The organism is Pseudomonas sp. Irchel 3H7, assembly GCF_900187605.1.
Classification (GTDB): domain Bacteria; phylum Pseudomonadota; class Gammaproteobacteria; order Pseudomonadales; family Pseudomonadaceae; genus Aquipseudomonas.
Genome location: NZ_FYEA01000001.1, coordinates 442,860 through 466,297 on the forward strand (window position 1 = coordinate 442,860; position 23,438 = coordinate 466,297).

Sequence of the window (23,438 nt, forward strand, 5' to 3'; positions counted from 1 at the left end):
CGCAGACCGAGGCATCTGGTAAAAAGCCTTCTTTGTCTGCGCCTGGGTGAAACGTTTAATGTTCCTGTCCTTCATGACGCGTCTGCGACGCCGCCGTTTGGCGTTTGCCTGCATGGCCGCGCTGATTATCGGCGTGCCGACCAGTTGTGCCGTACTCGAACACACCGAACGCAAACTGCTGTTTCGCATCGAACCGGGCACTGCCGGTTGGTATCGCGGCTTGCCCGGCAGCGTGCAGGAACTCGACCTGCAACCGAAGAGTTTCAAGGCCGGGGAAAACATTCATGCCTGGTGGTGGCCGGCGGAAAAGGCCAATGCGCCGGCCATTCTCTATCTGCATGGCGTGCGCTGGAACCTCACCGGGCAGTTGTTTCGCATCGAACAATTGCGCGCGGCGGGTTATTCGGTGTTGGCCATCGACTATCGCGGTTTCGGCAAGAGTCACGGTGATCTGCCATCGGAAAGCAGTGTCTACGAAGACGCACGCGTGGCGTGGGAGCGCTTCAAACTGCTGCAACCGGATCCGGCCAAACGCCTGATCTACGGGCATTCCCTCGGTGGTGCTGTGGCGATCGATCTGGCAGCGGAACTTGGGCAGGCCGCCGCCCGCGATCACTCCGCGCTACCCGTGCGCGGACTGGTGATCGAGTCCACGTTTACCACGCTGGCAGATGTCGCCGCCTCTGTGGCCAACACTTCATTGCCGGTGCGCTGGCTGCTGTCGCAGAAATTCGATTCGATCGACAAGATCGCCGACATTCACATGCCGCTGCTGGTGGTTCACGGTCTGGCTGATGCTTTCGTTCCTCCGCGCTTCAGCGAGCAACTGTTCAACGCCGCGCAACAGCCCAAGCGCCTGTTGTTGGTGCCAGGAGCGACGCACAACAACAGCATGGCGCTCGGCGGGCAGAATTATCGCAAGGCGCTCGACAGCCTGATGCAGAGCAAACCAGCGCCGCGGATGGCCGGACCGGCGACCGTGCGCAGCGGGCGGGACACTTAGCGGTAGCCGCGAGCCTGCAAATCGAACAGTTGCGCGTAATGCCCCGCAGCGGCGACCAGTTGATCGTGGCCACCCTGCTCCAGAATCCGGCCTTGTTGCAGGACGATGATGTGGTCGGCATTGCGCACGCTGGAAAAACGATGGGAAATCAGCAAGGTCATGCGCCCTTCGCTGTGCTGGCTGAAATGCTCGAACACCGCCGCTTCGGCCGCCGGATCAAGGGCGGAAGTCGGCTCATCGAGGATCAGAATGTCGGCCTCACGGCGCATGTACGCGCGGGACAAGGCAATTTTCTGCCACTGCCCGCCAGACAATTCCTGGCCCCCGGCAAACCAGCGTCCCAATTGCGTGGCATACCCCTTGTCCAGTCCTTCGATAAAGGGCGCCGCCATCCCTTGGGCAGCCGCCTCTTTCCATCGTTGCGAATCGTTGAACGCCAAGGTATCGCCGACGCCGATGTTTTCTCCGACGCTGAACTGATAGCGGATGTAGTCCTGAAAAATCACGCCAATACGTCGACGTAACGCGGTCTCCTGCCAATCCTGCAAATCACTGCCATCGAGCAGGATGCGCCCTTGATCAGGACGATAGAGCCGGGTCAGTAATTTGATCAGCGTGGTCTTGCCTGAACCGTTCTCTCCGACCAACGCCATGCTCTGGCCTGGCACCAGTTGCAGGTCAATATTTTCCAGTGCCGGTCGACTGGCACCCGGATAACGGAAACCGACGTTTTCGAAACGCAAACCATCGCCCGGGCAGGCACCGACCGTCAGGTGGCCGCTATCGACCTGAACCGGTTCGGCTAGATATTCATAAAGACTGGTCAGGTAGAGGCCGTCTTCGTACAGGCCGCTGATTGCACTCAGGCTGCTGCTCACCGCGCTTTGGCCTTGCTTGAACAACACCAGATACATGGTCATCTGGCCAAGACTGATCTGGCCATGCACAGCATCAATCACCACCCAGGCATAGGCCACGTAAAAAGCCGCCGTACCGAGCAGACCGAGGCCGAAACCCCAGCCATCGCGCCGCAACGTCAGACGTCGATCTTCGGCATACAACCTGGCGAACGTGTCGCGGTAGCGTTGCAGCAACAGTGGTGCAAAACCGAACAGCTTGACCTCTTTGATATAGGTTTCGTGGGACAGCAAGGTTTCGATGTAATTCTGCTGCCGACTCTCCGGCGCGCGGCGGGTGAACAGGCGAAAGGCGTCACCGGAAAAATGCGCCTCGGCAAAGAACACCGGCAATGCTCCGACCACCAGCAGCACCAGCGCCCAAGGGGAAAAGTGCACCAGCAGCACACCAAAGCTGATCAGCATGATCAGGTTTTGAATCAAGCCCAACGACTTCATGACCAGTGCCAATGGCCGGGTCGAAGCCTCGCGACGCACACGCACCAGTTTGTCGTAGAACTCGGAGTTTTCGAACTGCACCAGTGACAGGGTCTGTGCTTTTTCCAGGATCAGCGTATTGACCTTCTGCCCTAGCTGCACCCGCAACAGCGACTGCTGCACCGAGAGCGCCCGTTGCGTGCCGGACAACAGCGCCAACACCCCGGCCTCCAACAAAACGTAACGCAACACCGGCCACAACGGCGCACTGCCGTGTTGCGCGTGCAACTGCATCGCTGCGACCACGGCATCGACAATTCGCTGCCCCAACCACGCCGCCAGTGCCGGCAGCAGCCCGGCCACCAACGTTGCCAGCACCAGCCCCAGAAACAAGCCACGCGATGTCCCCCAGACCAGGCGCAAGGCGCGCTGCGCCTGATCGAACAAGGACGTGAAGCGTGATAGATCAGGCATGGGGCGTTGGACTCTGCAGGTGATGGTGATGCGTCATGGTACTCCAGCGCTTGGACTGAATTTCACACAACGACCGCGTTATCGTCGAAGCGCTTTTCAGAACAAAAACATCTGGAAGACTCAGGCCTTTCCGGCGTCCAACGCTCTGCTATGTTTTAACCGCCTAACGCGGAACCCGGCGACACCCGCCATGCTCCGCGCCTGACTGCCGGGAGCAGAGACATGAGAATCGACCCGTACCTGATCTTCAACGGTGACTGCCGCGAGGCCTTCACCTTTTACCAGCAAGCCTTGCAAGGAAAGCTCGAAGCGATGATGACATTCGGCGAGACACCCGCCGCCGAGCATGTGCCCAAAGAACACCACAATCTGATCATCCACACCTGCCTGAAAGTGGGTGATCAGATGATCATGGCCTCGGACACCACACCCGACCGCCCGACTCAAGGCATGAGCGGCTGCTCGATTTCGCTGAATGTCGACAGCATCGCTGAAGCTGAGCAGGTGTTTAACGCTCTGGCCAAGGATGGCCGCATCGATATGCCGCTGGAGGCGACTTTCTGGGCGGTGCGCTTCGGCATGCTGGTGGATCGTTTTGGCGTATCGTGGATGGTCAATTGCGAGAGCGAAAAGTGAGACAAACTTTTCGCCAGGCATGAAAAAGCCCAACCGGTTCAGGTTGGGCTTTTTGCTTCAGCGCTGGGCCAGTTCGTGGCGTACGCATTGTTCATAATAGGTCTGCTTGACCGCTGCGGGTTTGAGCTTTGATGGACTGTCGTAGGTCTGCTCGGTGATCCCCATCGCAGTCATGCGCATCCACGGCTGCTGGAACTTGCGCACCTGCAGGCGTTTGCGCGCGCCATACAGCGAAATCCCCGCAAGCTTTGACTGCTGCGCGCCGGCGGCGATGTCCGAACCCCATACACAGGCAAAACGATGACTCTTGCTCAACTCTTTCGCCTGAACCCCACAGGCGATGACAGCCAGGGAAAGCGTTGCAACGGTTATTACAATCGTCCGCATATAGCCAACCTAACCTTTTGAAAAAAGGCGATTTTGCCGGGGAAGCGAAAGTCCGGGGGCCAGCAATTTGCCTTCTCGCCACTCGTCCGGTGGCCCGCACCTTTCGCCTCTCAGCACTTCCAAACTGAACACCCCTCAGTGGAGCGTACAGATAATGAACAAGAATATTGCTGCCCTGTCCCTCGCCAGTCTGCTGCTCATTGGCCCTGCCTGCACATTGGCTGCCGAGGAGACTAACGCTGGGTCTGCTGCCCCGCCGACCGCCCTGCCAGGAGTCAATTCCGGCAGCAAACAATCCAATGAAGAAAAGGCGAACAAGAAAGGCGAGGAATCGTCAGGCGGCAACGCAGGCGCGCAATCGCACGAAACGGAAAAGGACGCTGCGACTTCGAGTGACTCGGATGACATCAAGAAGAAGCCTGCACAATAGCCGCTCTTTTTCCGTCTCGCGGTGAGCTCCAAACATTGCAACTAGCGAGCCGGGCACCATGAATACACGCTAGCCGCGCTGGCATCGCATAAAGGGACACGTACTGAAAAGGCCAATACTGAATGCATTGGCCTTTTTAAATGAATTATACGACCGGGACAGAGTAACTCTGATAGTCGCTCAGTGGCACCTCCTGTTTGTGCTCGCCCCAAGCCCCACCCTTTATTGATTTGTAGTACCAGAAAAACCCACCGACAGCACAGCTGCCAAAATTAAAATCGAACGAAACATGAGACCATCATAATCCCGCACAAATAGAAACGCCAAGAACCACTCTTAGTTCGTGAACTTGTCCTTTGTATATTGAGTACCAATGGGATCACCAAGAGAATTTGTCGGTGTTAGTGTCCGTCCTCCTGCAGAAACAAACCTAAGTTGGAGGGAACCGTCATTGTCATCAAGACCGTCAAACGTGTCATTGATCATCATCCACACATCCTCACCACCGCTGAACGCCCCTCGCAGACCCAGCGCCTCTGGCGATCCATGCTCACCGACTCTGAATATTGCCTGCCCCACTATTGCCTTCTCGCCGCTATAAGGATATTTCTTGTCCCCCTTATCAATATTCATAATGTAGTAGTTGCCCTTGCCTACACCATATCCTTTAGCATCACAGGTTCTGGCGTCTCGCTCGCGAGTATTGAAGCACCATGTACCATCTGCATAAAGATTGCCTGCCGAAGGGATTTTCCCGATACGTTGCCAGCCTTTATTCGCATGAATTTTACTTTCCATTTAGCAACACCTCATCAACAAAGAATAGAATTCTGCCTGCAGCAAAAAACTATAGCTCGATATTTTTTGGCGTCAAATAAACTTACGACCTATACACTTCTATATACCAGAGCTATAAAGCAACATCAGCACTATGGCGCTATTTCGAAAGTGTTAAGTTGTTAAAGCAAGAGACTTGATTACCCCCAAAAGACGCGACACGCTGGAAGTAATGTCGTCTGACATCGGAAATAATGGCTTTCATCGACATCTTGCCTACCTGAAGCGCAATGAGTCTGCGGATGTCCGCGTTGGTGATGAGGTTACTCGCTGAGCATGCATTGGTGCAGTCGTGGCGAATACGACCGCATGACCCACGCAACCCGATGTCGCAGCTTTTGGCTGAGTCGGCATCGAGGTCAATCAGTTCGCGAGGACCGGCTCTGATCATCTTGAGGAGAAAACGAGATGCCCCCCGCAAATTCCCCACGCATGAAAAAGCCCAACCTTTTCAGATTGGGCTAAGTCATTGAATTATATGGTCGGGACGGAGTGATTCGAACACTCGACCCCTAGCACCCCATGCTGGGGACTGTAGCGGCCTAAACTATTGTTTTATATGAACAACATGCTGTTTTAGCCATAGCAAAACATCCGTTTTTTTGTGATTATGCAAACGTAAATACGCGGCCTCCAGAGGAGGTTTTGCGCACCATCTCCCCGGCGTTCTGCCGTAAAATAATTCCCCCTGCTACGCTGGTTTCGTCATAAGAGGAAACCAAAATGCCTAACTCCGACCTACTCCCGCCCTTGCTCTTCAAGATCAACGAAAACCAACTCGCCCTCGAAGCCGCCATCATGGAGCTGTCGAACTGGGTCGAACAACGCGGATCGGCCGACGTCGCCGAGAATGTGCGCGGCGCGCTCTGGGCGATCGACAAAAACGAAGAGTTCATCAAGATGACGCTTGCGGTACTGATGACACCCGAGTAACTGCAATCGGTCAGGAGTTTCGCACTCGCTTCCCAGCCCCCCAGCCCCCCAGCCGGAACATGTACCGATTTCAAATACCGATACTAAAAATATAAACAATGGAATGTCTGAATGAAAAAAATCGCACTGTTCCTCACTTTTTTTTGTGTCGCCGGATGCACTACACCGCCAAGGCCTGCGCCTCAGAAACCTTTAGTTCTTTATCGATATCCGATGAGTGAAAACACAGTTCTGCTTGCCCACACGTTGGCGAGTCACGACCTGAAGGATCCGGATAGCGCAAAGTTTCGTGATGCTTTTTTCATAACCTCAGACAGCCGAGGAGAATCACGAGACAAATCGAAAGACTCCTGGTGTATCGAGATAAATGGGAAAAATAGCTACGGCGCCTATGTTGGGTACACATGGGCTCTTCTTCCGGCTGGCGGTAACTCAATCATCATGGGGAGCACTCCAACCGGAGTCGTGGCTAATCAGCTATGTGCTTCTGCGATTTACCCTTCAGCAGGATAATTTTTACCTCAATACACAAGGCGATCTTCGATGTCTATTGGAGTTTGTCTACCTTGCTATACTCATCTGAACCTCTGAACAAAGGAGCGGTACAAGATGCTGTTACTTCCCGCCGAATGCTTAGCGGGGGTCCAAACCGGTGTAAACCGCGAAGGAATCTGATGTATGCAAACCAGTTTTGCTTATCTTGATCGATCCCGTGAGAAGGCGAGTTCGGCCTTTGATCGACACTGCATCCAATGGGAGCTGCTCCAAGCGAATCCGGCTCCTACAGATGCAGATTTAATCCCATGGCTTTCTGCACGTGATGAACTCCACGCTGCGCAAGCAGAGTTCGAGGAAGAGCTCCGTCAAGCATCCCGTTGAGCGAAGCTTCCTTCCATATCACCGGTCACCTTGCCCACCACCATATCAAGGTGACTTGGAGTGCACGCAACTTACTGATACAAAGGGCAAACAGCGCTAAATTCTCAAGTTAAAAAAACACCTTTATCACCAATAAGAATCAACAACTCAGCGCTGTATTTTCCTACAGTGCTTTTCAATTTTGACCGGTAAGACCTCCAGTAGCTTTTCGAAGCGTGGCGGCGCGCTGTGTCACACCATCCATGCATTTATCAATTTCGGCGTGCGGGAGCCTCAAACATCCAAACGCATCCTGTTCAACGTCCTTGGAAGCCGTAAAAAATGAATACCCTATTCCGACAATTCCGAGGGTGAAGATGAAATAAACCCCATACAACGCTTTTGCCATAATCAGGACTCCCCTTTTGGTTTGACTTATGAGGCTACCGCAAAGAATCGCCAAATGCAGTCAAACTGACAGCACTTCCCTCCTCCAGCGTCTTGCCGACCGAACACCCAATCCAAAACCCTACAGCTCGTCGCCTCACCCTCGCCGCCCCACGCAGCCTCGATTACTGTATATACAACCAGTAACCAGCAAGGCATGCCCGTGGACCCCCTCTACATAGAAGACACCGACGACTGGCTTGGCTGTCCGACGCCGCTCGAAACCTGCCGGCACCAGCTCGCCCTCTACGAAAATGAATTCGAAGAACTGAACCTTCAGCTGCAACAGTCCAGGGAGCGGATATTCAAGCTGGTTGAGATGCACGCGGCGGCGTCGGCCGAGTGCGAAACCCTCCGCTCTCAATTGAGCGTTGCGAAGTCAGAAGCATTGGATGCAAGCCGGCGAGCGACCGATATAGAGACCAACAGCAACTGGGAGCTGATGGCGAACGACAAGCACATTGCTGAGTTGCGAACCCAAATTCGGATCCTCAGCGGAGACAATCCATTCAAAGACCCCTTCCCTCATCAGCGGGACAATTCCTGAATGTAGGCTTGGCACGCTTGCAACGCGATCAATCCACGGTCGCCGGTGTCGGTGATGGCGATAATTCGTTGAGCATGCTCCGGGTCAAGTCGGGCGCGTACGGCTGCATGATCCACGCTGCGGGCGCCGGCGGTGGCAGGCACGTCGCAGCCTTTGGCAACGTCGGTTGCGTCGAGGAGGACTGACAGCCGCAGATCAGAAGTGGCAAGGCGATCGCGCAGGCGATCTTGGTCACGTTGGGCATCGGTCATTTTCTCAAAGTGGGTTTTCTCGCTGGCCGAAAGCTTCTGATAGAGCGCTAGGCGCTTATCCTGCTCGGCCTGTTGGGCGGTAGCCGCAGCGATGGTCAGTTGATTGAGGGTTTCCGCGCTCAGCCTCGCCTGCTCCGCCAACTGTTTCCCATAACGCCAGTCCTGAAACTGCCAGGCGCTGCCGAAGCCGACGAGCACCAGCGCAAGCGCTCCCACCGCTTTCCAAGGTACGACCATCACGGCACATCCCTGAAGAACACGTGACCACCCAACTTGAGCGTCTGCTTTGCCTTCGCCGCCCAGGCCGGGGCCTTGATGCTGGTGGCGTAGTAGTGCGTGGCACCGCCGGTAGGATCGGTCACTTTCCCATCGATCACCTGGTCAGCCGCGATCCGGCACTGCGCCAGCTCGCGGAACGGAATCTGCTTCACGCCAATCAGGAACTGATAGTTCGGGTCGGTCTTGTTCCAGCAGCTGAACTGGTACTTTGCCTGGCAAACGCCAGCGTAGCCCTCACCCCACCACGAATTTTCCCTCCCATCAAACACGCGGTTGCGAATCGTCCAGGCCACGGCGATCTGGCCGGCAGTTCCTTCGCCGCGGGCCTCTCCCCACAGCGTGCGCGCGAGGATGTCTCGATCTTTTTCGGTTGCAGTCATCATTATCTCCAAGCACAAAAAAACCGCCTCATGGGCGGCCGGGTATTCTTGATTCGATCACGCCGGATTGGCTTGCGGCAGTGGGTACCGCGCTTTAATCGCCGCTACTGAGGCGACCCACGGCGAATAGTCCGGCTCCAGTCCCTGACTGAGTGCGTCATAGGCGATTTCCAAACGCAGCGGATCCGACTCCGCCTGATAGGCCGCACGGCGCTGCGCACGGGCTGTTTCGAAATCGGCCTGAAACTGCTCAGACTTCCGCTGCTCGGCGGTGATCACTTTGCTGAAGTCGATGTTCATTCCGGCAGCCTCACTTCGCCGTCTGGCGGGTTGACGATATCGACCGGAAAGCACGCAGCCTCACCGGCGTCCACGGCAATTGGAAGTGACAAAGTGATAACCAGCTGGCCGTTTACCCGCTCAACCGGGAGTTCGACCCGCCGGCATCCTACGGCTTCGGCCGGCAATGTCGCGCCGTCCGGCAATGCAGTGAAGTCGAAGGTCTCACCGTCAATGGTGAGCGCGTCGCCAGACTTGGAAAGCGTCATGACGCCGTCCATGCGGATGGGGGAAAGCTTGATGATCATGAAGTACTCCTTAGAACCAGCGGCCGGTTGCGAACAGACGCGAAGCGCGACCGGTGGAATCGTTGTAGAAAGCCATTCGCGACCAGTTCACGCTGGTTGGTGTCGGCGGTGCATTTTGGGTCATGACGCCGTTACCCGTGTTGGGCATCCCTAGGAATACCGGTTCTGCCCCAGCCACGAACGCGGCAGGAAACGTCCAGACGGTACCGGAGCTCATCCAGCCATTCCCTTGTGCTGTCGTCGCCGTAGTCGCACCGGTCGTGCAAGTACAGAACTGCGTCCCGTCAGCAAAACGAACCCAGGTCCCGTTGACGTTCGACCCACTCTCCACGACATTGCGCCCAGCAAGCTGAAGACCCACTGGTACGTTCAGCACGCCTGCATAGGAGTAGGTCATGAACGGGCCGCCGGCGGTGTTGGCCTGGTTGACGGTTCGCCAACTGAAACCGCCGGTTCCGCCGCCTTGATTGCAGGTGAAGGACACTGCACCAGACATACCGCTGCCATTACCGGTTTCGTTCCAGCCTAGGAAACCACCACCGCCCGAGGGTACTGCCCCGGTCACCACACGAAGCGAATTGAAAATGGGCGTATAGGCGCCACCCGCCACAGGCATAGCACCAATAGCAGCAAGCAATTCAGTGTTGTTGTTCGTCGCGACCCCGACACCGCCCTTGGTCAATGGCAGGATTTCGTAGTTACCCGTGGTGCCGAGGGCAGCGAGTTTCCCTCCCCACTGCAGGTTGATGTTATTAAAGGCATCAGCCAGCGCTTTCGGATAACCCTGAACCGGCATAATTGCGTATGTTGCCCCGCTCGCAGTTGCACCTTTGTAAGCCGGTATAATTGAAATAACTGTCGCGCTAGCAACATTTCCTATTTCGTAATTCAAACCATCCGGCCCAACGAAGGCGTCACCTATCTTTGCGTTTGCGGCAAAGTCTGCATTCACACCAATAACCGTCGTCGATCCGTTCATGACATTAACTGTCCCGCCTCTAAGCCAAGGCATAGTTACCCCCTCTTTGGCAAAATACCAAACATGTAATTTAAATTAATACCATTGTATCAGCCGAGCTTTGCAAACATCGCCGGCAACCAGAATGCATAAGGGTTTGAGAATGCGACAGTTACCGCATATAGCGCCTTATTTTTGAAATCCCACCACGAATAAAGAGCCCTACCAACGTTATCATTGTTATACATTCGGGTGGAAAACGAGTTAGCCAGAAGGTATTCATTTTCAGGAAAATCAAATGGTACAGTATAGTAGTTAATATATTCGCCCTGCGCCCCTCGACCAGTCATCACGTAAGTCCAGTTTTGGAACGCGCGAGTAAACAATACGCTCGGCGTACCAGTATCGAAAATAGGCTTGGCAGTCTCGGAGAAAAGTCTGACTCCGTATTCTGCAATCGACTGAGCACCAAACGAAGCGACGATATACCTGCCGTTTGGATAAAACCCGATCTGGTTGTACATCCCCGTCAAAAAACCTGTCCAGTTACCGGGACTACCTATCAAGCCAGCAGCGCCGCCCAACTGTGCCATCCCGTCAACCGTATCCGGCCTGATGAAAATAAAGGGCTGTTCGATGGTGGTTATAGGGGTTGGGAAGGTGACCACAGAGCCATAATTACCGGCGCCGTAGTTCGGCGAATATCGCCCTGTGAAAATCACACACAGCCTTGCATATTCCGAATCCAGGACAACTTCATTGTCTTTATTGACAAAACTCAGACCATAGGTCATTAGCGAAACCTCACAACAAACAATCGCATAGAACCTGCTGATGTATTACTGGCCTCGAACATGCGCGTATAGTTATACACGCGCGCGACACCATTCAGCATTTCAGTCTCAAACTGTCTATCATTTGACGTAGGTGTTGTTATTGGCAGGATAAACGCGATTGCATTATTTGGATTACAGCCGGGAACAGCAAAGTCCTGTGTTCCTTTTGCGTTAGGAAAGGTCACCACCACTGACAATACCAACCTAACAGTGAATGAGTTCTCGTCAATCTCCGGAAGTCCTTGTGCACTCCACGTGCCCAATCCATATTCCATTATGAAAGCCTCCCGAATTTGGCTCGCAGTGTTCCAGCTGCATCGAATGCCGCAAGTCCATCATTATTGAGAAGAGACGAACCTCCAGAGCCAGCGCTTCGCAGTGTCAATGTCCCGGCTGGAATGTTGATTTCCAACAGCGGCTGGCCTTGAGCGTTTAATGTTGCCGAACGCAGCGTCATGCCTAGGACCAGATCCTTGATGAAGGCTTGGCTAATAATTGCGGTGTTCATGAACACCTGGCCACTCTGTACAACAAATGGCGCAATCATTTGGCCGCTCACTTCATCAAGGATCGCGAAACGTTGAGCGAACGCAAGGATCTGCGACTCTTGCTGTTCACCCTCCACGCCGATGGCGAGGCCAGCCATCACTGTTCTGTTTCCCACAGTGGTGGAAGTTTTGATGGTGGTCAGCGCAGACACTTTGCCGTTCAAACCAGAAACGGCGGTGCTCGCGGTTTCTGCTTTTGCGGTGGCGTTGTTGGCGGTAGCCGAGATGGTCTCGATGCGCTGCGCCGTGGCTTCTTTATCTGTTGCAACCGCAGATTCCAGTGTTGAGAGATTCGCGGCATTTTTCCCTACCGCAGCATCAATGGACGTGAAGCGCGTTGCTGACGAAAGCTTCTCCTCCGCTATTACCTTCTCATTTGTCACGATGCTGGCCGTGTTGTGATATGCCTTCAGCGCCTCGCTCATTGCGCCAGTGCCGTCATCCTCTCGCCACGCCGCTTGCAAGGCCTGCATCGTTGACGCCTGCGCGGAAACCTTGCCATCGATGGTTTGAATCAGCGTCGTGTGCTGCTGGATCTGTAAGGCCATCGCATTGGTGGTTTCGGCAATGGTGCCCATGTCGTACCAGAACTCAGCATTCGGCGGCGTTGTGCCGGCCGGCACAGCCTTGATGGCTGAAAATAGCCGGCCATCCAACCGCACTATTTCGCCTTTTCCGTATGGCTTCGCCGGGTCATAGACCATGGCATCGGTGATTTCGCCGATCAGGTTTTCAAGCTCTTGCTTGGCTTGCTCAAGCCGCTCATTGACCGAACCCTCGCCATCGCCAGAGATTTTCCCAATCTCTTTAAAAAGCTGCTCTCCCAAGGCTGACTCTTGGATTTTCCCGAGGAAATACTGCTCGTACTCAGACTGGTCGATGCTCACCTGCCCGTTGACACCATTTACTGCTGGGTACCATGGCCCTACGTTGCCAATGCGATCGACCAGCCTCCCCCAGAAAAACAGACTGGTGCCCGGCACAACGTTCTGCATTTCGTGGTTCGATTGGGGATAGGCGAAATCCGCCAACTTCACAGCAGTAGCCAGATCGTTGATCTTGTTGTTCCAGATCTCCGTGCGCTGGGTGTCTTCCGCACCAGGTGGAAACCCCCATTCCAGACCAATGCCGTAAACCTTGCTGATCGTTTTCAGATACGCCAGTGCGGGCGGCAGCCCCTGCTTCCCGCTGAGGTTCGTCAGTATCGAGTTGCGCCATGGCGAAGTGATGTCGAACGCGCTCACCGCACGCACCCGCGCCACGTAGGCACCGGCATAGATACCGACCACGTCTGCGTTGGTCATACCTGTGCGCTGTAGTTTGATCCAGTTACCGCTGTCCTTGCGCCATTCCACGTCATAGCCTACCGCCCCGTCCACGGCGGGCCAGCTTATGGTCATGGTGGCCACGGCCAGACCCTGCACGATCGACGACGTCGACGACAGTGTCACGCTCGCCGGCGCTGGAACAACGGTGATCGGGATGACGCTGATCGGCCGCTCTTCCAAGCGGGCGCCGGTATCGATATAGGCGAACTTGCTCGGTTCAAATTGCAACGCACTGATTTCGTAGTCGCCTTCGGTCGTGCGTTTGGTGCGCAGCACGCGGTACAGCGGGATTGCCAAATCATCGGCGTCGAGCGCCCATTGCAGTTGCGCAACCGGTGGTTCGCTGTAGGCAACTGTGACGGTCACGGCGCGGCCGTTGACGCTCTGCACTGTCCGACCTTCGGCGCGTCCACCCGGCAGGTTGATGATCAGCCGGTCGCCGGCTTTGGCCTGGGTATCACGATCAAGTGTGATCACCCGCCCCGCCACTGCCGAGATCCGGCCACCGACTTCACGACCAGCGAGCAGCGAATCGGCGACCGGAATGACATGGCCAGGCAGCGGAATCACACCTTCCATACCGGTCTTAAACGACACGGTGCGGTCTTGGTTGTTGCTCAAGATCGCCCACTTGCCACGGCGCTGGGCCTCAGATGCGCGTGTGCAGCCAATGGCGCTCAGCTCGGTCGGCCGATCACCATACCGGCGCTGCAGATCGAGGTCAGAAAACGGGATGACGTCTGTGTCGTAGTTGTTCGCCGGGTTGTCATAGCTGACCAGCGCCCGGGTGTAACGGGTCTTCGCCGAAGCGCTGCCATAGGAGAACTTTCCGTCGATAACGTTGGACCGGGTGAAGACGTAGTCGAAGTCCTGCGCTCGCGGCATGTCTGCCTGCATCACCAACTGTCCCTGCGCCCAGTACGTCATGCCTCGGTAAATCGCCGAGATATCGCGCAGCAGCGACCAGGCATCGGCCTTCCCCTGCAGGTTCATGTCACAGAGGAAGCGTGGTTCCTGCCCGCCCAGCCCGTTCGGCACCAGCTGGTCGCAGTATTGGGCGATGCGATACAGCTCCCACTTGTCGACCATGAACGGCTTGATGCGCTTGCCCAAGCCGAAGCGCTCTTCAGTGCAAATGCCGTAGGTGATCCACGCCGGGTTATTGGTCCAGGCCGATTTCATCGAGCCGTCCCACGTCCCCGTATAGGTGCGCTGAATCGGGTCATAGTTGCTCGGCACCATCCAGCGGCGAGCCTTGCACTTGACGGTGACGGCCGGGATGTTGGTGAACTGCTCAGCGTCGAACTCGATGTAGAGAAGCGCGGTGTTCGGGTAGCGCAGCTTCGCGTCGATCACCTCGGTGTAACCAGCCACCAGCATGGTGTCTGCGATCTTGTTGGTGTTCTGGTTCGGCGTCAGGCGGCGCACGCGAATCTGCCATCCTGTGGTGGCATCCGGTAGATCGACGCGGCGCGAGCGCTCGTAGCGCGTGGTGGTCTTGCCATCGACCGCATCCACCAGCACCTGCTGATAGGCGCCGCCGTCGGTGGCCACATCAATGGCGTACTCGATGCGATAGCCACCGACATTGCCTTCGTTGTCGACTCGCTGCAGCGCTGGCCAGGCCAAGCGCACGCGCACGGCGGACAGCTGAGTGTTAGTGATCGACCGCACCCACGCGGTATCGCTGCGCAGTTCGATGTTCAGCGATGTCTCATTCTCCACGGCCGGAATGCCGGGGATGTAGGTCTGATCCACGGAGCCCGGGCGCCAATCCCACTTCACGTTCGGGAAGTTGTAGTTGCCGCTGGAATCGCGGATTGGCGTGTTGTCCAGATAGATGTCGTAATCGGTCGGGACGCCGTCGAATTCACCCTCGCCCACGGCGATCAACAGCTTGGCCAAGTTGGTCGAGCGCAGGCTGTCGCTGGCTTCGGTTGGCGACTTCGGCTTGCTGCTGCCGCCCTTCTCGCCACGGATATCGATCTGTGCTGCTGCGCCCATGCTTTCCTCCAGGCATAAAAAAACCGCCTCGAGGGCGGTAGGTGTGCTGCTGTCCTGATTACACTTTGTCTTCAGCCAGGATCGAGGCCGAGATGATCATCCCGCCCCACCGGCGCTCGCCGATGCAGATCGGTACCGGGTTGCCGCTTGCCGTGGTGTTCTTGGCGCTTCCGAAGGCGTAGGACGGTGAGTTTTCTGGGGATGCGCTTTGCTTCAGGCCCTTCGCCTGAGGGCTGAGCATCTGTATCACACCACCAGCCACCAGCCCGGCACCCAACTGCACGGCCCAAGGCTGACCGAAGTACGAGCCGGCCACGACCAGAACTGCGCCAATGATCGTCTGAAGCAGGCCTGCTCGTTTGCTCCCGGAAATGACTGGGACGATGCGAATCTCTTGGGTCCCGCCGAGACCGAAATCTTTTTCAGCTACGTTTTTCCGGTTTCTGAAAATCGCAAAACGCATCCCTTTGCGCTCAAGATCTTTAATAGCGCCTTCGAATCCTTCAATCGTGCACTTCAGCGCTTTGAATGCCTCGCCCACTGACTTGCTGCCGAGCTCTCGGCGATGAACGCGACCAAACAGCTTGATAAGCGGGCCTGAGAGAAGAATGGTTGTCATAGCTGGGTTGTTACTTGCCGTCGCTGCCACAGCTTTCTCCGGTCATAAAAAAACCGCCCGTAGGCGGCTCTGTCATTGCATCGTGGGTGATAAGTCCATGCTCATTGATGAGTCGATGGATATCCTGAATTTCTTGGTGGCACCAGCCTTTATGTTGGCTTCCCGCTCTTTAAGGCCGCTGCCGCATGATGATGCGCCGACGATGTGCTCACCGGCGGAAACGTAGAACTTTGCAGTTTCACCAGAACCAATCTCGGCAGCTTTTCGCCCGTCGATGCTCACTGATGTATTGCAGCCGCCACCAACAAAGCCGGAATCACGGGTAACGATCAAGACAGCGTCACCGGAGGCTGGCTTCTGATATGCGAACAGGCGCGAGCTTGGCACGGGATCCGCCTTTCCTGACGGAACTGGCGTGGTTGCACAAGCAGTCAGCAACATTAGAGCGATAACGGTAGATATGAATTTCAAAGTTCTCTCCTTGAGGCCCACCTATTCACGTATCACGGAACAAAAGGGCTGATTATCTCGTCCGCTATGATAAATGGTTCCGAATACGATTTTTTGCCAATCGAAAAATAGGACGCTCTCCGAGTATCCGTATCGAGAAGCTTACCGCCCCTATTTGGCCAGGAAGGATAAATTCCATCTGGATCAGGCTTTCCAAAAACCGATGTTAGATACTTGGCTCCAGAATTGTAGCCCGCCTTGGTTCCAGGAATGACGACCGCGCTATAAAAGAAGCCATCAAAAAAGCACAGTGTGCTCTTTTGCATTTTTTCCGAGCCAAGAACGCCAGGCAAATTATCCCCTGCGTAGCAAACATCTAACCCCTCACCCTTTGCCTTTTGTAAAGGCGGCCCAACATCTGGATATCTTTTACCAAGCTGATAGCCAAGCAGAGCCAGCGGTTTCCCTTCATCTATGGATAGATCAAGTGCGCCCGAATCAAATTTGTATTGGCGAGTACCTATTCCACTCACGTTCAATTCGACAAAAACCTGTTTAGCTCTGGCTACGGCGCCGGCGAAAGCCACAACCTGTGTCGGTATCAATTGCCGTCCATCATCAGACGCAAAAAGCTCTTCTCGAACCTTGCCGTCGTCAAATTTTACACTTGCATTACAAAGCGATTCGCCTGGTTTAGGACAGCCTTTGACCTTTCCGTCTTCCAGATGCAAAACCACGCCAGGCTTTCCATCTTTTTTGTCCAGTACCATCAAGGTAGCGCTGGGGCCACCGCCATTCATAGGCTTTGCTGTTTGGCTGAAAGCCATCGTAACGCTTCCGCGCATCTCGTCTTTTACTTCTGACTTAACCCATTCGGCATTTACGAAAGGCGCGAACATCATTCCAGCCAATAAAGTTGCCGACAGCGAGCTTGCGTTGTTGCTCATCTATGCCACTCCTGTGAAAAGGTTTATACCTTATCACCGAGATCGACGGTGACGTAGCACCAGTCGCGCGCGGTCAAGCCACGGCCCGCCGAAGACAATGACCTCCGATGGCCTGCCGTATAGGTGGTGCAGCAGGAATGGCCCGGGGCCGAAAGTCGCTGCGTCCTCGCCGGGCAACGCCGGGTCGGGGCCGAGAAAGATCCCGGCGTGGTTCGGGAAAACCGTGCGCCCCACTTCCATCACGATCATGTCGCCGCGCTGCGGCTGGTCGACGCGGTAGAAGCCGGCGGCCTCGTAATTCGCCTCGTAAAGACTGGTGTTGTCTTTGCTCTCCCACCAGCCATCGGCACGCTTGAAAGCTTCGAACTCCAGCCCCCACTCGCGCTTGTACCAATCGGCGCACACCTGCCAGCAGTCCCAAGCCCCGTGCACAAATGGCCGTTTCAGCAGCGGCACCTCGCCGGTCGGCACAATGGTGCGCAGGTCTCCTTCCGGCCAGCTCAGGATATGCCAAGGCATTGCGGTCGCTTCGCACATGGCGAGGTCACGCGGTGACGGTCGGCTGGTTGCGTCCGGATGCGAATGAACCACGCCGATTACTTCGCCGACGTCTTCGGCCACTGCGTACTCCTCCGGATCGATTCGGAACTCTTCGTTCGGCACGGTCGAGACGTTGATGCAGGGGAAGTATCGTTGCTTGCGTCCTATCGCCAGCAGCAGCCCGCAGCACTCTTTCGGGTACTCGGCCGCCGCGTGCGCCTGGATCGCGTTCAGTATGTGCTTGCGCATGATCAGCTCCTTGCGATCAGGGAAACGGCCGGGAAGCCACCGAAAGGCAGCGGGTTTCCCTCGCTGAAGCGCGGTATGCAGCCTTTGCCCAACGTGGCGTCGCACTCGTCCAGTTCCGGGTTGTCGGTAACGACGCCGTCCTTGGTCACGTATGGCCCGGTGTATCCGCAGTTCGGCCCACGATAGCCACCAGTGAGGCACCAGTGGCACAGCGTCGTGGCCTGCCGGCCGATGGATTCGTTACCTACGTCGCCCGGGCTGGCCAGTTCCCAACTGACATTCTCCCCGTCCTCGTTCGTTTTCTGGTCGATGTACCAGACCTCAATTGTCTCTTGGGTTGGATCTGCCGTTGGATTGCCGGTCGGAAAGTTGGCGGCATCGAGGTAGGTGCCGAGCGTGTGCCGCATCGTCAGCTTGAACTCGAGCAGATCCTCGAACGCGAGGCACAGCGCCGTGATGCGCCCATTGACGTTGCCCACCGATAAAGTGGGCCGCACGGCAGTGCCGTCGCCGTTCGCCTCGATCCCTTCAATCTGCATCGGCCAGGCGCTGTACTCATTGCCCTGCCAGTAGATCGCCTTCGCCGGGAGCTGGTCGGCATCGTCGCCGGCAGCGATCAACCCGGCCGCCGTGTGCGGAATCGCGTGCCCGTGAAAGCGCAGAACGTCCGCACCGTAGTCCGTGCCGTCCAATTCGAAGAGCAGCACTTCGCTGCCAGGCTCAAGCACCTGAATGTCACTGATCAGCGGCATGATTGCCCCTTATGGTTTGAATGCCCGCTCGAACGTGGCGGTGAGTTTGAAGACCTCACCGCCCATTGGTGTGGGAGCGGGATTTTTGCAGGTGAACAGTCCGAGTTCGCCGAGCGGCGTTGTCCAGAGAAACGCCTTTGCCCCGGCGTGCCTATCGAGGAACGCCATGATCTGCTGCACCTTGGCCTTGTGGCCGACGCAGGTGATCGGGTAGGAGTCCTCTTTGTTGTTTGGTCCGTCGCCGACATTTTGGGCGTAGCCATTGCCGAACTTGGAGGAGCGCACCCGATAGTTGATATCGGGTGTTTCCCCGCGCCCGGTTGGCCATGTGAATTTCTCGATGGCCATCAGGCCCTCCCATTTGCGTTTCGGAAGCTGGTACCGCCTGGGTACCAAGAGTCGGCGACGGCTTTTTCGGCCACCGCCCGCATTTGCGACTGAAGGTTTTTCGACAGGGCTTGCTGGTCGATCTGCATCCCTTCGGAGCTGCGATCCTGCGTCATCACCGTCACCGGCGCGTTGATGCTGATCGAAGTTCCGGAGCCGCCACCGGCAGCGATAACCCCCAGCTTTCCGCTAGAGGTCCTGGTCAGCGGCATGATCGCCTCCGGCCCCGCCTCCCCCATGACCCCCGCCCGGCCGCCGGCCATGCCAAAGGCAGTCGGCGCGCTGACGATGCTGTTGGTGAAGGCACCGCCGTTGGCGAACATCTGCACGCCCGACGACCAAGCACCGCCGAGGGCCTGCGGGAAGTAGGTACTGGAGTAACCCGCCGAAGAGGCGCCGAGATTCGACGACGTTGCACCTGCTGATCCAGCCGCCAGCCCATTACCGCCACCACCGCCAGTGAAGTAACTGGTGGCAGCGCCGACGAGACTGCTCAGCAACGCCGAACTGGCCTGACGGGTCGCGATACGCGCCATGTCTGCCAAGATCGACTTGGTGAAGTCCGCAAACGATAGCTTCCCGGTCATGGCGAAGTTGACGACGGCGTCTTCCATCGAGCTGAAGGCATTGCCGAACAAAGTCTTTGTCTGTCCGGCAATGTTGCTCGCCGAGTCCAGATAGTTGGCCCAGGCCGACGCTGCGCCTTTCGTCCAATCACCCTGCGCCGCCTCCACGTCCGCGTAGTTCTGGCGGATCTGGTCGGTAGCCGCCTTGTTCGCGTCGGCGAGAGCCTGCGATTTACGGCTGAACTCCTCCTCCGACATGTTCCGAGACGGATCGGACTTCTGATTTGCCAGCTCCAGCGACTGCTGAGCGAACCGATCCTGCTGGCTGTTCAGCTCACTGCTGAGCGCGTTCTGGCGATCGCCCTGCCCGACGCCGAGAACGGCTCGCTGCCCTGCCAGCTCCAGCGCTCGCTGCTGCTGAGCCAGCGCCTGAACGTAGGTAGTGATCGCACGCTCTTGGCGGGCGAGACGGCCGGTCTCGTTTGTGGCCAGAACCTCGAGCTGGCTGTCCGCCTCCTTCTGCGCTTTGACCATGCCTGCGCGGGCGTCGGCGATCTTCTGGTCCAGTTGGATGCTTTGCGCGGTAGAGGTGGTTTTCTTCGCCTTCGCAACTTCCAGAGCAGCAATCTCCGCCTCGTAGGCCGCGGTCACCTCGTCGCGCTCGTTACCGATCAGCGCTTCGCGTTTAAGGACATAGTCGGCTTGAGAAACGAGTCCGGCCTTCTGCGCTGCGTCCAGTTTCTTCTGGGCGTTTTTGTACTCATCGCTGATGGCCGCCAGGTTGTTCTTGGCATTGTTGAAGCCGGTCAGGTCGACCTGAGTGCCTGCCGTTTTTGCATCCTTGAACTGGTCGTTGATGTTCGCAATGTTCTTGTCGATCGCGGCCTGATTCAGCCGCGGGTCGTTGGGGGCGACCTTGCGAATGTCTTCGAGTTGGCGCTTGTACTCCTTGATCGCTTCGGTGCGCTTCTGCTCATTGGTCAGCGCAGATTTCGTCAGCGCATCAATCTTGATCATTGCCTGCTGAGACGCCAGCTCGGCGTTCGCCTGCTCGCCTTGCCATTTGGCGATATCGGCTTCGGCAGCCTTCTGATCCTCCAGCATGTTGAGACGATTCTGGTAGAGATCAATCATCTCCTGTTTGTTCTGGAACAGGCCGACATTGCCTGCCTGAGCACTCGCCAAGTCGCGTTGAGCTTGCTCGATATCGGCGCCGATATCGCTACGCCCGATATTCTTCAAGCCATCAGCAGCTCGAGCAACGGCGTTGTAGCCCTTCTCCCAGAAACTCAGGTTCTCGAGGATTCGCGGCGTGCGCTCGTTGATTGCATCAGCAAACGATTCGGTGGCCAGTTTCACGGCGCCGGCATGGTCGCCTTGCTTCTCCAGTGCAGCGATCTGCGAGTAAACGGACGCGGTCAGGTAGTGGTACTGCTCATTCAGCGCGGCAGACGCCTTGACCGGGTCGTCGGCGAGCTTGGCGAACTCGGCAACTGTCTCGCTCACTGCCTTGCCTGTCGCTTCCTGCATCGACACGGCGGCTTGGGTTATTTCGGTGAAGCTCTCGCCGGCAATCTTTCCGTTGTCGGCAAGCAGAGCCAGCACGGCTGCGGCTTGGCCGGTGGTGCCAACGGTTGCACTGACCTGACGGGCCATATCGCCCAATTGCCCGGCGCTCACACCGGCGTAGTTGCCAGTCAGGATCAGCGATTTGTTGTAGCTGTCCTGCTCCTCGCTGCCCTTGTAAAAAGCGTATGCCAGTCCACCCACGGCAGCGGTAGCCAGCGCAAGCGGGCCGAGGATGGCAAGCAGTCCCGCCGCACCCTCACCCGCACCAGCGCCAAGTTGTGCGACTGCGCGAACGCCGCTACCCCAGTCGCCTGACGACAGCGCGTTTCCCAGCTGAACGACGTTTTCCTGTGCTTGGCGGGTGCCGAGGCGCAGCTTGTCGAAGCCGGTGGTAGTTTTGTTTAGCTTGTCGTAGTCCTTATCGATCTTGCTCAGGGCGGTGTTGTACTCGTCCTGACTGATTCGGCCGGCGTCCAGATGCTTGCCCAATTGCTCGACCTGCGTATCCAGCTTCGCCAGCGCGGAGCGGGCGGGATCGATGGCGCCCAGCAGGCTATTCAGCGCCTTCTGTTCATCCATGGCCGACTTGGCCAGCGCTACCTGTTGCTTGTCGAGCTGCGCAGAGATCTTCGCGGCCTCAGCCTCGCCATAGGCGCCGGTCTTGGTCAGCTTCGCCAATGCATCGCGCTGTTTGGCAAGGTCCTGTGTGGTCTTGGCGTTGGTAGAAAGCGACTTCTCCAGCGCCTGCATTTCGTTCATCAGCGAAACGGCGGACTGCTCGGCCCGGCCGCCAGCTTTCGCCATTTCATCTAGGCTCGTTTTGGCCTCGATCGCATCGGCCGAGTCGATCTTGACGCCGAGTTCTGCAATGTTCATCGACTCACCTTGAATAAGTGCCCGTGGTTACGGGCTGTTTTCCCTTTCCTCCGCCATCACGCGCAGGGCTTCGCCTTCCAGCACCTGCAGGTCAGGAAAGATTTCAGCGAGTTTCTTTTTCTTGATGCCGAGGAATTTGGCGACGTCGCGAATGCAGTTGTAATCGAGACCGATCGGGCCACCGGTGCCGACCCGCCACTGCGTGGACATTCGGTTGAACAAGAGAAAGGCCGGCCAGTTGCATGGCCAGACCTCTACATCGTCACCGCACAAATCGGCAGCCGTCAGCCCGAGGATTGCCAACTGCTCAGCAGATGGTCCGCTTTCGTACAACGCCGCGGCGGCCGCCCTCAGTTTCCCAAGCGGGCCTGATTGAATGCGCTCTGGTAGGCATTCACCACCGCTTCAGCAGTTCCTTGGCATGACTTCACAAGGGCAAGGATGCTCTTGTCGTCGAACTTGTCATCAAAGCCCCAACCCGCGACCAGATCCTTGATCTGCTGCACCTGATACTCGGTTTCGGCAGCAACGACATCCGACAATGTGGTGCCTTCCCCGAACCCCTCGCGCATTTCCTTCGCCTTCAGGTTCCATTCGTCGAACAGCGCTGCGAGTGCCGGGCGATCGCGATACTTGAAGGTGAACTCGATTGCCTCGGGCTCACACCCAACGACGGGGATGTGCACAAGTGCCCTGAACGTAGGGTTCTGAGCGATCCTGATCTTTGCCATGAGAAGTCCTTATGCGCCAGCCAAGTAACGGAGCGAACGAGCAGAAAGCCCGATGCTGATGGTGCGCGTCATGACGTTGTTGCGCTCCATCGTTGGATCGGGAGTGATGCTCACATAACCCGGATAGAGGATCTGATCGCCGTTGCGCAACTTCATGCGCACGATGGCCAGCTCTTTGGTGTCATCGAAGCCCTCGACTGTCTCGACGTATTGAGCGGTCGGCTGATCCTCCACCACGATGGTGATCGTGGTCGGGTTTCGGTTGGTTGGAAATTGCTTGTCGTCGTCATCTTCCAGGTAGCCGACAGTTTGGTATTGCTGCTCACCGCCGGAGGATGTGAAGGACGTAACTTTCGAGATTTGCGTCCATCCGGACACAGGAATCACTGAGCCAGAACCTGCGCCAACAGTGAATTTGTCAGTGTTGATGGTATTGAGACCAGCCAAGGCAAAAGCATCGGCAGTGACGCCGGACGCCTTTACTGCACGGTCATTGATCAGCGCCCAACCGGAGTTGATCAGCAAAACGTCGCCATTTTCGATGCTGTGCCCCACAGAAGCAGCGACCGGCGGTTTCGCATTGGTCAAGGCAGTGAAAGCGACGGCGGATCCCATAATGCTGGCAATCTCCAGCACAGCGCCGTTCGGCAGCGGGAAGCGTGCGGCCATGGTGTGTTTCCTCTTGAGTGCCCGCC

The 23,438-nt window shown here is 56.7% G+C and carries 28 protein-coding genes; 7 read left to right on the forward strand and 21 right to left on the reverse strand.

Annotated elements, in window-relative coordinates; translation table 11 throughout:
* Positions 1 to 58: 58 nt before the first annotated feature.
* Positions 59 to 1,003 carry an alpha/beta hydrolase gene (locus CKW38_RS02010; protein WP_007913502.1) on the forward strand — a complete coding sequence of 315 codons (945 nt, stop codon included), beginning with the start codon at positions 59 to 61 and terminating at the stop codon, positions 1,001 to 1,003.
* Here CKW38_RS02010 and CKW38_RS02015 read toward each other — a convergent pair.
* Positions 1,000 to 2,811 (reverse strand): ABC transporter ATP-binding protein, encoded by a 1,812-nt coding sequence (locus tag CKW38_RS02015; protein WP_007913497.1) that lies wholly within the window; start codon positions 2,809 to 2,811, stop codon positions 1,000 to 1,002. The genes CKW38_RS02010 and CKW38_RS02015 overlap by 4 nt on opposite strands.
* A gap of 222 nt (positions 2,812 to 3,033) precedes the next feature.
* Between CKW38_RS02015 and CKW38_RS02020 the strand changes: the two genes are divergently transcribed.
* Positions 3,034 to 3,447 (forward strand): VOC family protein, encoded by a 414-nt coding sequence (locus CKW38_RS02020; RefSeq protein WP_007913495.1) that lies wholly within the window; start codon positions 3,034 to 3,036, stop codon positions 3,445 to 3,447.
* Between the two features lie 57 nt (positions 3,448 to 3,504).
* Here CKW38_RS02020 and CKW38_RS02025 read toward each other — a convergent pair whose 3' ends face one another.
* Positions 3,505 to 3,834, reverse strand: a complete 330-nt coding sequence (locus CKW38_RS02025; RefSeq protein ID WP_007913493.1) for a hypothetical protein — start codon at positions 3,832 to 3,834, stop codon at positions 3,505 to 3,507.
* Between the two features lie 154 nt (positions 3,835 to 3,988).
* Between CKW38_RS02025 and CKW38_RS02030 the strand changes: the two genes are divergently transcribed.
* Positions 3,989 to 4,264 (forward strand): hypothetical protein, encoded by a 276-nt coding sequence (locus CKW38_RS02030; RefSeq protein WP_007913492.1) that lies wholly within the window; start codon positions 3,989 to 3,991, stop codon positions 4,262 to 4,264.
* 336 nt (positions 4,265 to 4,600) lie between these two features.
* Here the strand turns inward: CKW38_RS02030 and CKW38_RS02035 are convergent, their stop codons facing one another.
* Positions 4,601 to 5,062, reverse strand: a complete 462-nt coding sequence (locus CKW38_RS02035) for a hypothetical protein (protein WP_007913491.1) — start codon at positions 5,060 to 5,062, stop codon at positions 4,601 to 4,603.
* Between the two features lie 762 nt (positions 5,063 to 5,824).
* Between CKW38_RS02035 and CKW38_RS02040 the strand changes: the two genes are divergently transcribed.
* From CKW38_RS02040 to CKW38_RS29435, 3 genes are all read left to right on the forward strand, one after another.
* Positions 5,825 to 6,034 (forward strand): hypothetical protein, encoded by a 210-nt coding sequence (locus tag CKW38_RS02040; protein ID WP_095111660.1) that lies wholly within the window; start codon positions 5,825 to 5,827, stop codon positions 6,032 to 6,034.
* Positions 6,035 to 6,145: 111 nt separating this feature from the next.
* The gene (locus CKW38_RS29430) at positions 6,146 to 6,547 is read left to right on the forward strand and encodes a hypothetical protein (RefSeq protein WP_141232644.1); all 402 of its coding nucleotides are present in this window, start codon (positions 6,146 to 6,148) and stop codon (positions 6,545 to 6,547) included.
* 165 nt (positions 6,548 to 6,712) lie between these two features.
* Complete coding sequence (locus tag CKW38_RS29435) at positions 6,713 to 6,913, forward strand: hypothetical protein (RefSeq protein ID WP_141232645.1); 201 nt, start codon at positions 6,713 to 6,715, stop codon at positions 6,911 to 6,913.
* Between the two features lie 175 nt (positions 6,914 to 7,088).
* Here CKW38_RS29435 and CKW38_RS02045 read toward each other — a convergent pair whose 3' ends face one another.
* Positions 7,089 to 7,301 (reverse strand): hypothetical protein, encoded by a 213-nt coding sequence (locus CKW38_RS02045; protein WP_095111661.1) that lies wholly within the window; start codon positions 7,299 to 7,301, stop codon positions 7,089 to 7,091.
* 195 nt (positions 7,302 to 7,496) lie between these two features.
* Here CKW38_RS02045 and CKW38_RS02050 point away from each other — a divergent pair, with 195 nt between their 5' ends.
* Positions 7,497 to 7,886, forward strand: coding sequence for a hypothetical protein (locus tag CKW38_RS02050; protein ID WP_095111662.1), 390 nt, complete (start codon positions 7,497 to 7,499; stop codon positions 7,884 to 7,886).
* Here the strand turns inward: CKW38_RS02050 and CKW38_RS02055 are convergent.
* From CKW38_RS02055 to CKW38_RS02140, 17 genes are all read right to left on the reverse strand, one after another.
* Positions 7,868 to 8,374 (reverse strand): lysis system i-spanin subunit Rz, encoded by a 507-nt coding sequence (locus CKW38_RS02055; RefSeq protein WP_095111663.1) that lies wholly within the window; start codon positions 8,372 to 8,374, stop codon positions 7,868 to 7,870. The two genes, CKW38_RS02050 and CKW38_RS02055, sit on opposite strands and share 19 nt — an antisense overlap.
* Positions 8,374 to 8,796 carry a cell wall hydrolase gene (locus tag CKW38_RS02060; RefSeq protein WP_095111664.1) on the reverse strand — a complete coding sequence of 141 codons (423 nt, stop codon included), beginning with the start codon at positions 8,794 to 8,796 and terminating at the stop codon, positions 8,374 to 8,376. The genes CKW38_RS02055 and CKW38_RS02060 overlap by 1 nt, the downstream gene beginning before the upstream one ends.
* Positions 8,797 to 8,853: 57 nt before the next feature.
* Entirely contained in the window at positions 8,854 to 9,096 is a 243-nt protein-coding gene (locus CKW38_RS02065) for a hypothetical protein (protein ID WP_095111665.1), read from the reverse strand.
* Positions 9,093 to 9,383 carry a hypothetical protein gene (locus CKW38_RS02070; protein WP_095111666.1) on the reverse strand — a complete coding sequence of 97 codons (291 nt, stop codon included), beginning with the start codon at positions 9,381 to 9,383 and terminating at the stop codon, positions 9,093 to 9,095. Before CKW38_RS02070 ends, CKW38_RS02065 begins: the two co-directional genes overlap by 4 nt.
* 10 nt (positions 9,384 to 9,393) lie before the next feature.
* On the reverse strand, positions 9,394 to 10,362 hold the full coding sequence (locus tag CKW38_RS02075) for a phage tail protein (protein ID WP_141232646.1): 969 nt from the start codon (positions 10,360 to 10,362) through the stop codon (positions 9,394 to 9,396).
* 89 nt (positions 10,363 to 10,451) lie between these two features.
* The gene (locus tag CKW38_RS02080) at positions 10,452 to 11,135 is read right to left on the reverse strand and encodes a hypothetical protein (RefSeq protein ID WP_095111668.1); all 684 of its coding nucleotides are present in this window, start codon (positions 11,133 to 11,135) and stop codon (positions 10,452 to 10,454) included.
* A 316-nt stretch (positions 11,136 to 11,451) separates the two neighbouring features.
* The gene (locus CKW38_RS02090; protein ID WP_095111670.1) at positions 11,452 to 15,057 is read right to left on the reverse strand and encodes a DUF1983 domain-containing protein; all 3,606 of its coding nucleotides are present in this window, start codon (positions 15,055 to 15,057) and stop codon (positions 11,452 to 11,454) included.
* A 58-nt stretch (positions 15,058 to 15,115) separates the two neighbouring features.
* Positions 15,116 to 15,676: a tail assembly protein gene (locus tag CKW38_RS02095; protein ID WP_095111671.1), complete on the reverse strand. Its 561-nt coding sequence runs from the start codon at positions 15,674 to 15,676 to the stop codon at positions 15,116 to 15,118.
* A 72-nt stretch (positions 15,677 to 15,748) separates the two neighbouring features.
* Positions 15,749 to 16,147 (reverse strand): hypothetical protein, encoded by a 399-nt coding sequence (locus CKW38_RS02100; protein WP_256588329.1) that lies wholly within the window; start codon positions 16,145 to 16,147, stop codon positions 15,749 to 15,751.
* A gap of 32 nt (positions 16,148 to 16,179) precedes the next feature.
* Positions 16,180 to 17,073, reverse strand: a complete 894-nt coding sequence (locus CKW38_RS02105; protein WP_095111672.1) for a hypothetical protein — start codon at positions 17,071 to 17,073, stop codon at positions 16,180 to 16,182.
* Between the two features lie 33 nt (positions 17,074 to 17,106).
* On the reverse strand, positions 17,107 to 17,862 hold the full coding sequence (locus CKW38_RS02110; protein WP_095111673.1) for a C40 family peptidase: 756 nt from the start codon (positions 17,860 to 17,862) through the stop codon (positions 17,107 to 17,109).
* Positions 17,863 to 17,864: 2 nt separating this feature from the next.
* Positions 17,865 to 18,614: a phage minor tail protein L gene (locus CKW38_RS02115; RefSeq protein WP_095111674.1), complete on the reverse strand. Its 750-nt coding sequence runs from the start codon at positions 18,612 to 18,614 to the stop codon at positions 17,865 to 17,867.
* A 9-nt stretch (positions 18,615 to 18,623) separates the two neighbouring features.
* The gene (locus tag CKW38_RS02120) at positions 18,624 to 18,962 is read right to left on the reverse strand and encodes a phage tail protein (RefSeq protein WP_095111675.1); all 339 of its coding nucleotides are present in this window, start codon (positions 18,960 to 18,962) and stop codon (positions 18,624 to 18,626) included.
* Positions 18,962 to 22,012, reverse strand: coding sequence for a phage tail tape measure protein (locus CKW38_RS02125; RefSeq protein ID WP_095111676.1), 3,051 nt, complete (start codon positions 22,010 to 22,012; stop codon positions 18,962 to 18,964). Before CKW38_RS02125 ends, CKW38_RS02120 begins: the two co-directional genes overlap by 1 nt.
* A gap of 27 nt (positions 22,013 to 22,039) precedes the next feature.
* A complete protein-coding gene (locus CKW38_RS02130; protein WP_095111836.1) occupies positions 22,040 to 22,309 on the reverse strand; it encodes a DUF1799 domain-containing protein in 270 nt (89 codons plus the stop codon).
* A 53-nt stretch (positions 22,310 to 22,362) separates the two neighbouring features.
* The gene (locus tag CKW38_RS02135) at positions 22,363 to 22,743 is read right to left on the reverse strand and encodes a phage tail assembly chaperone (RefSeq protein ID WP_064116694.1); all 381 of its coding nucleotides are present in this window, start codon (positions 22,741 to 22,743) and stop codon (positions 22,363 to 22,365) included.
* A 9-nt stretch (positions 22,744 to 22,752) separates the two neighbouring features.
* A complete protein-coding gene (locus tag CKW38_RS02140; protein WP_095111677.1) occupies positions 22,753 to 23,412 on the reverse strand; it encodes a phage tail protein in 660 nt (219 codons plus the stop codon).
* Between the last annotated feature and the right edge of the window lie 26 nt (positions 23,413 to 23,438).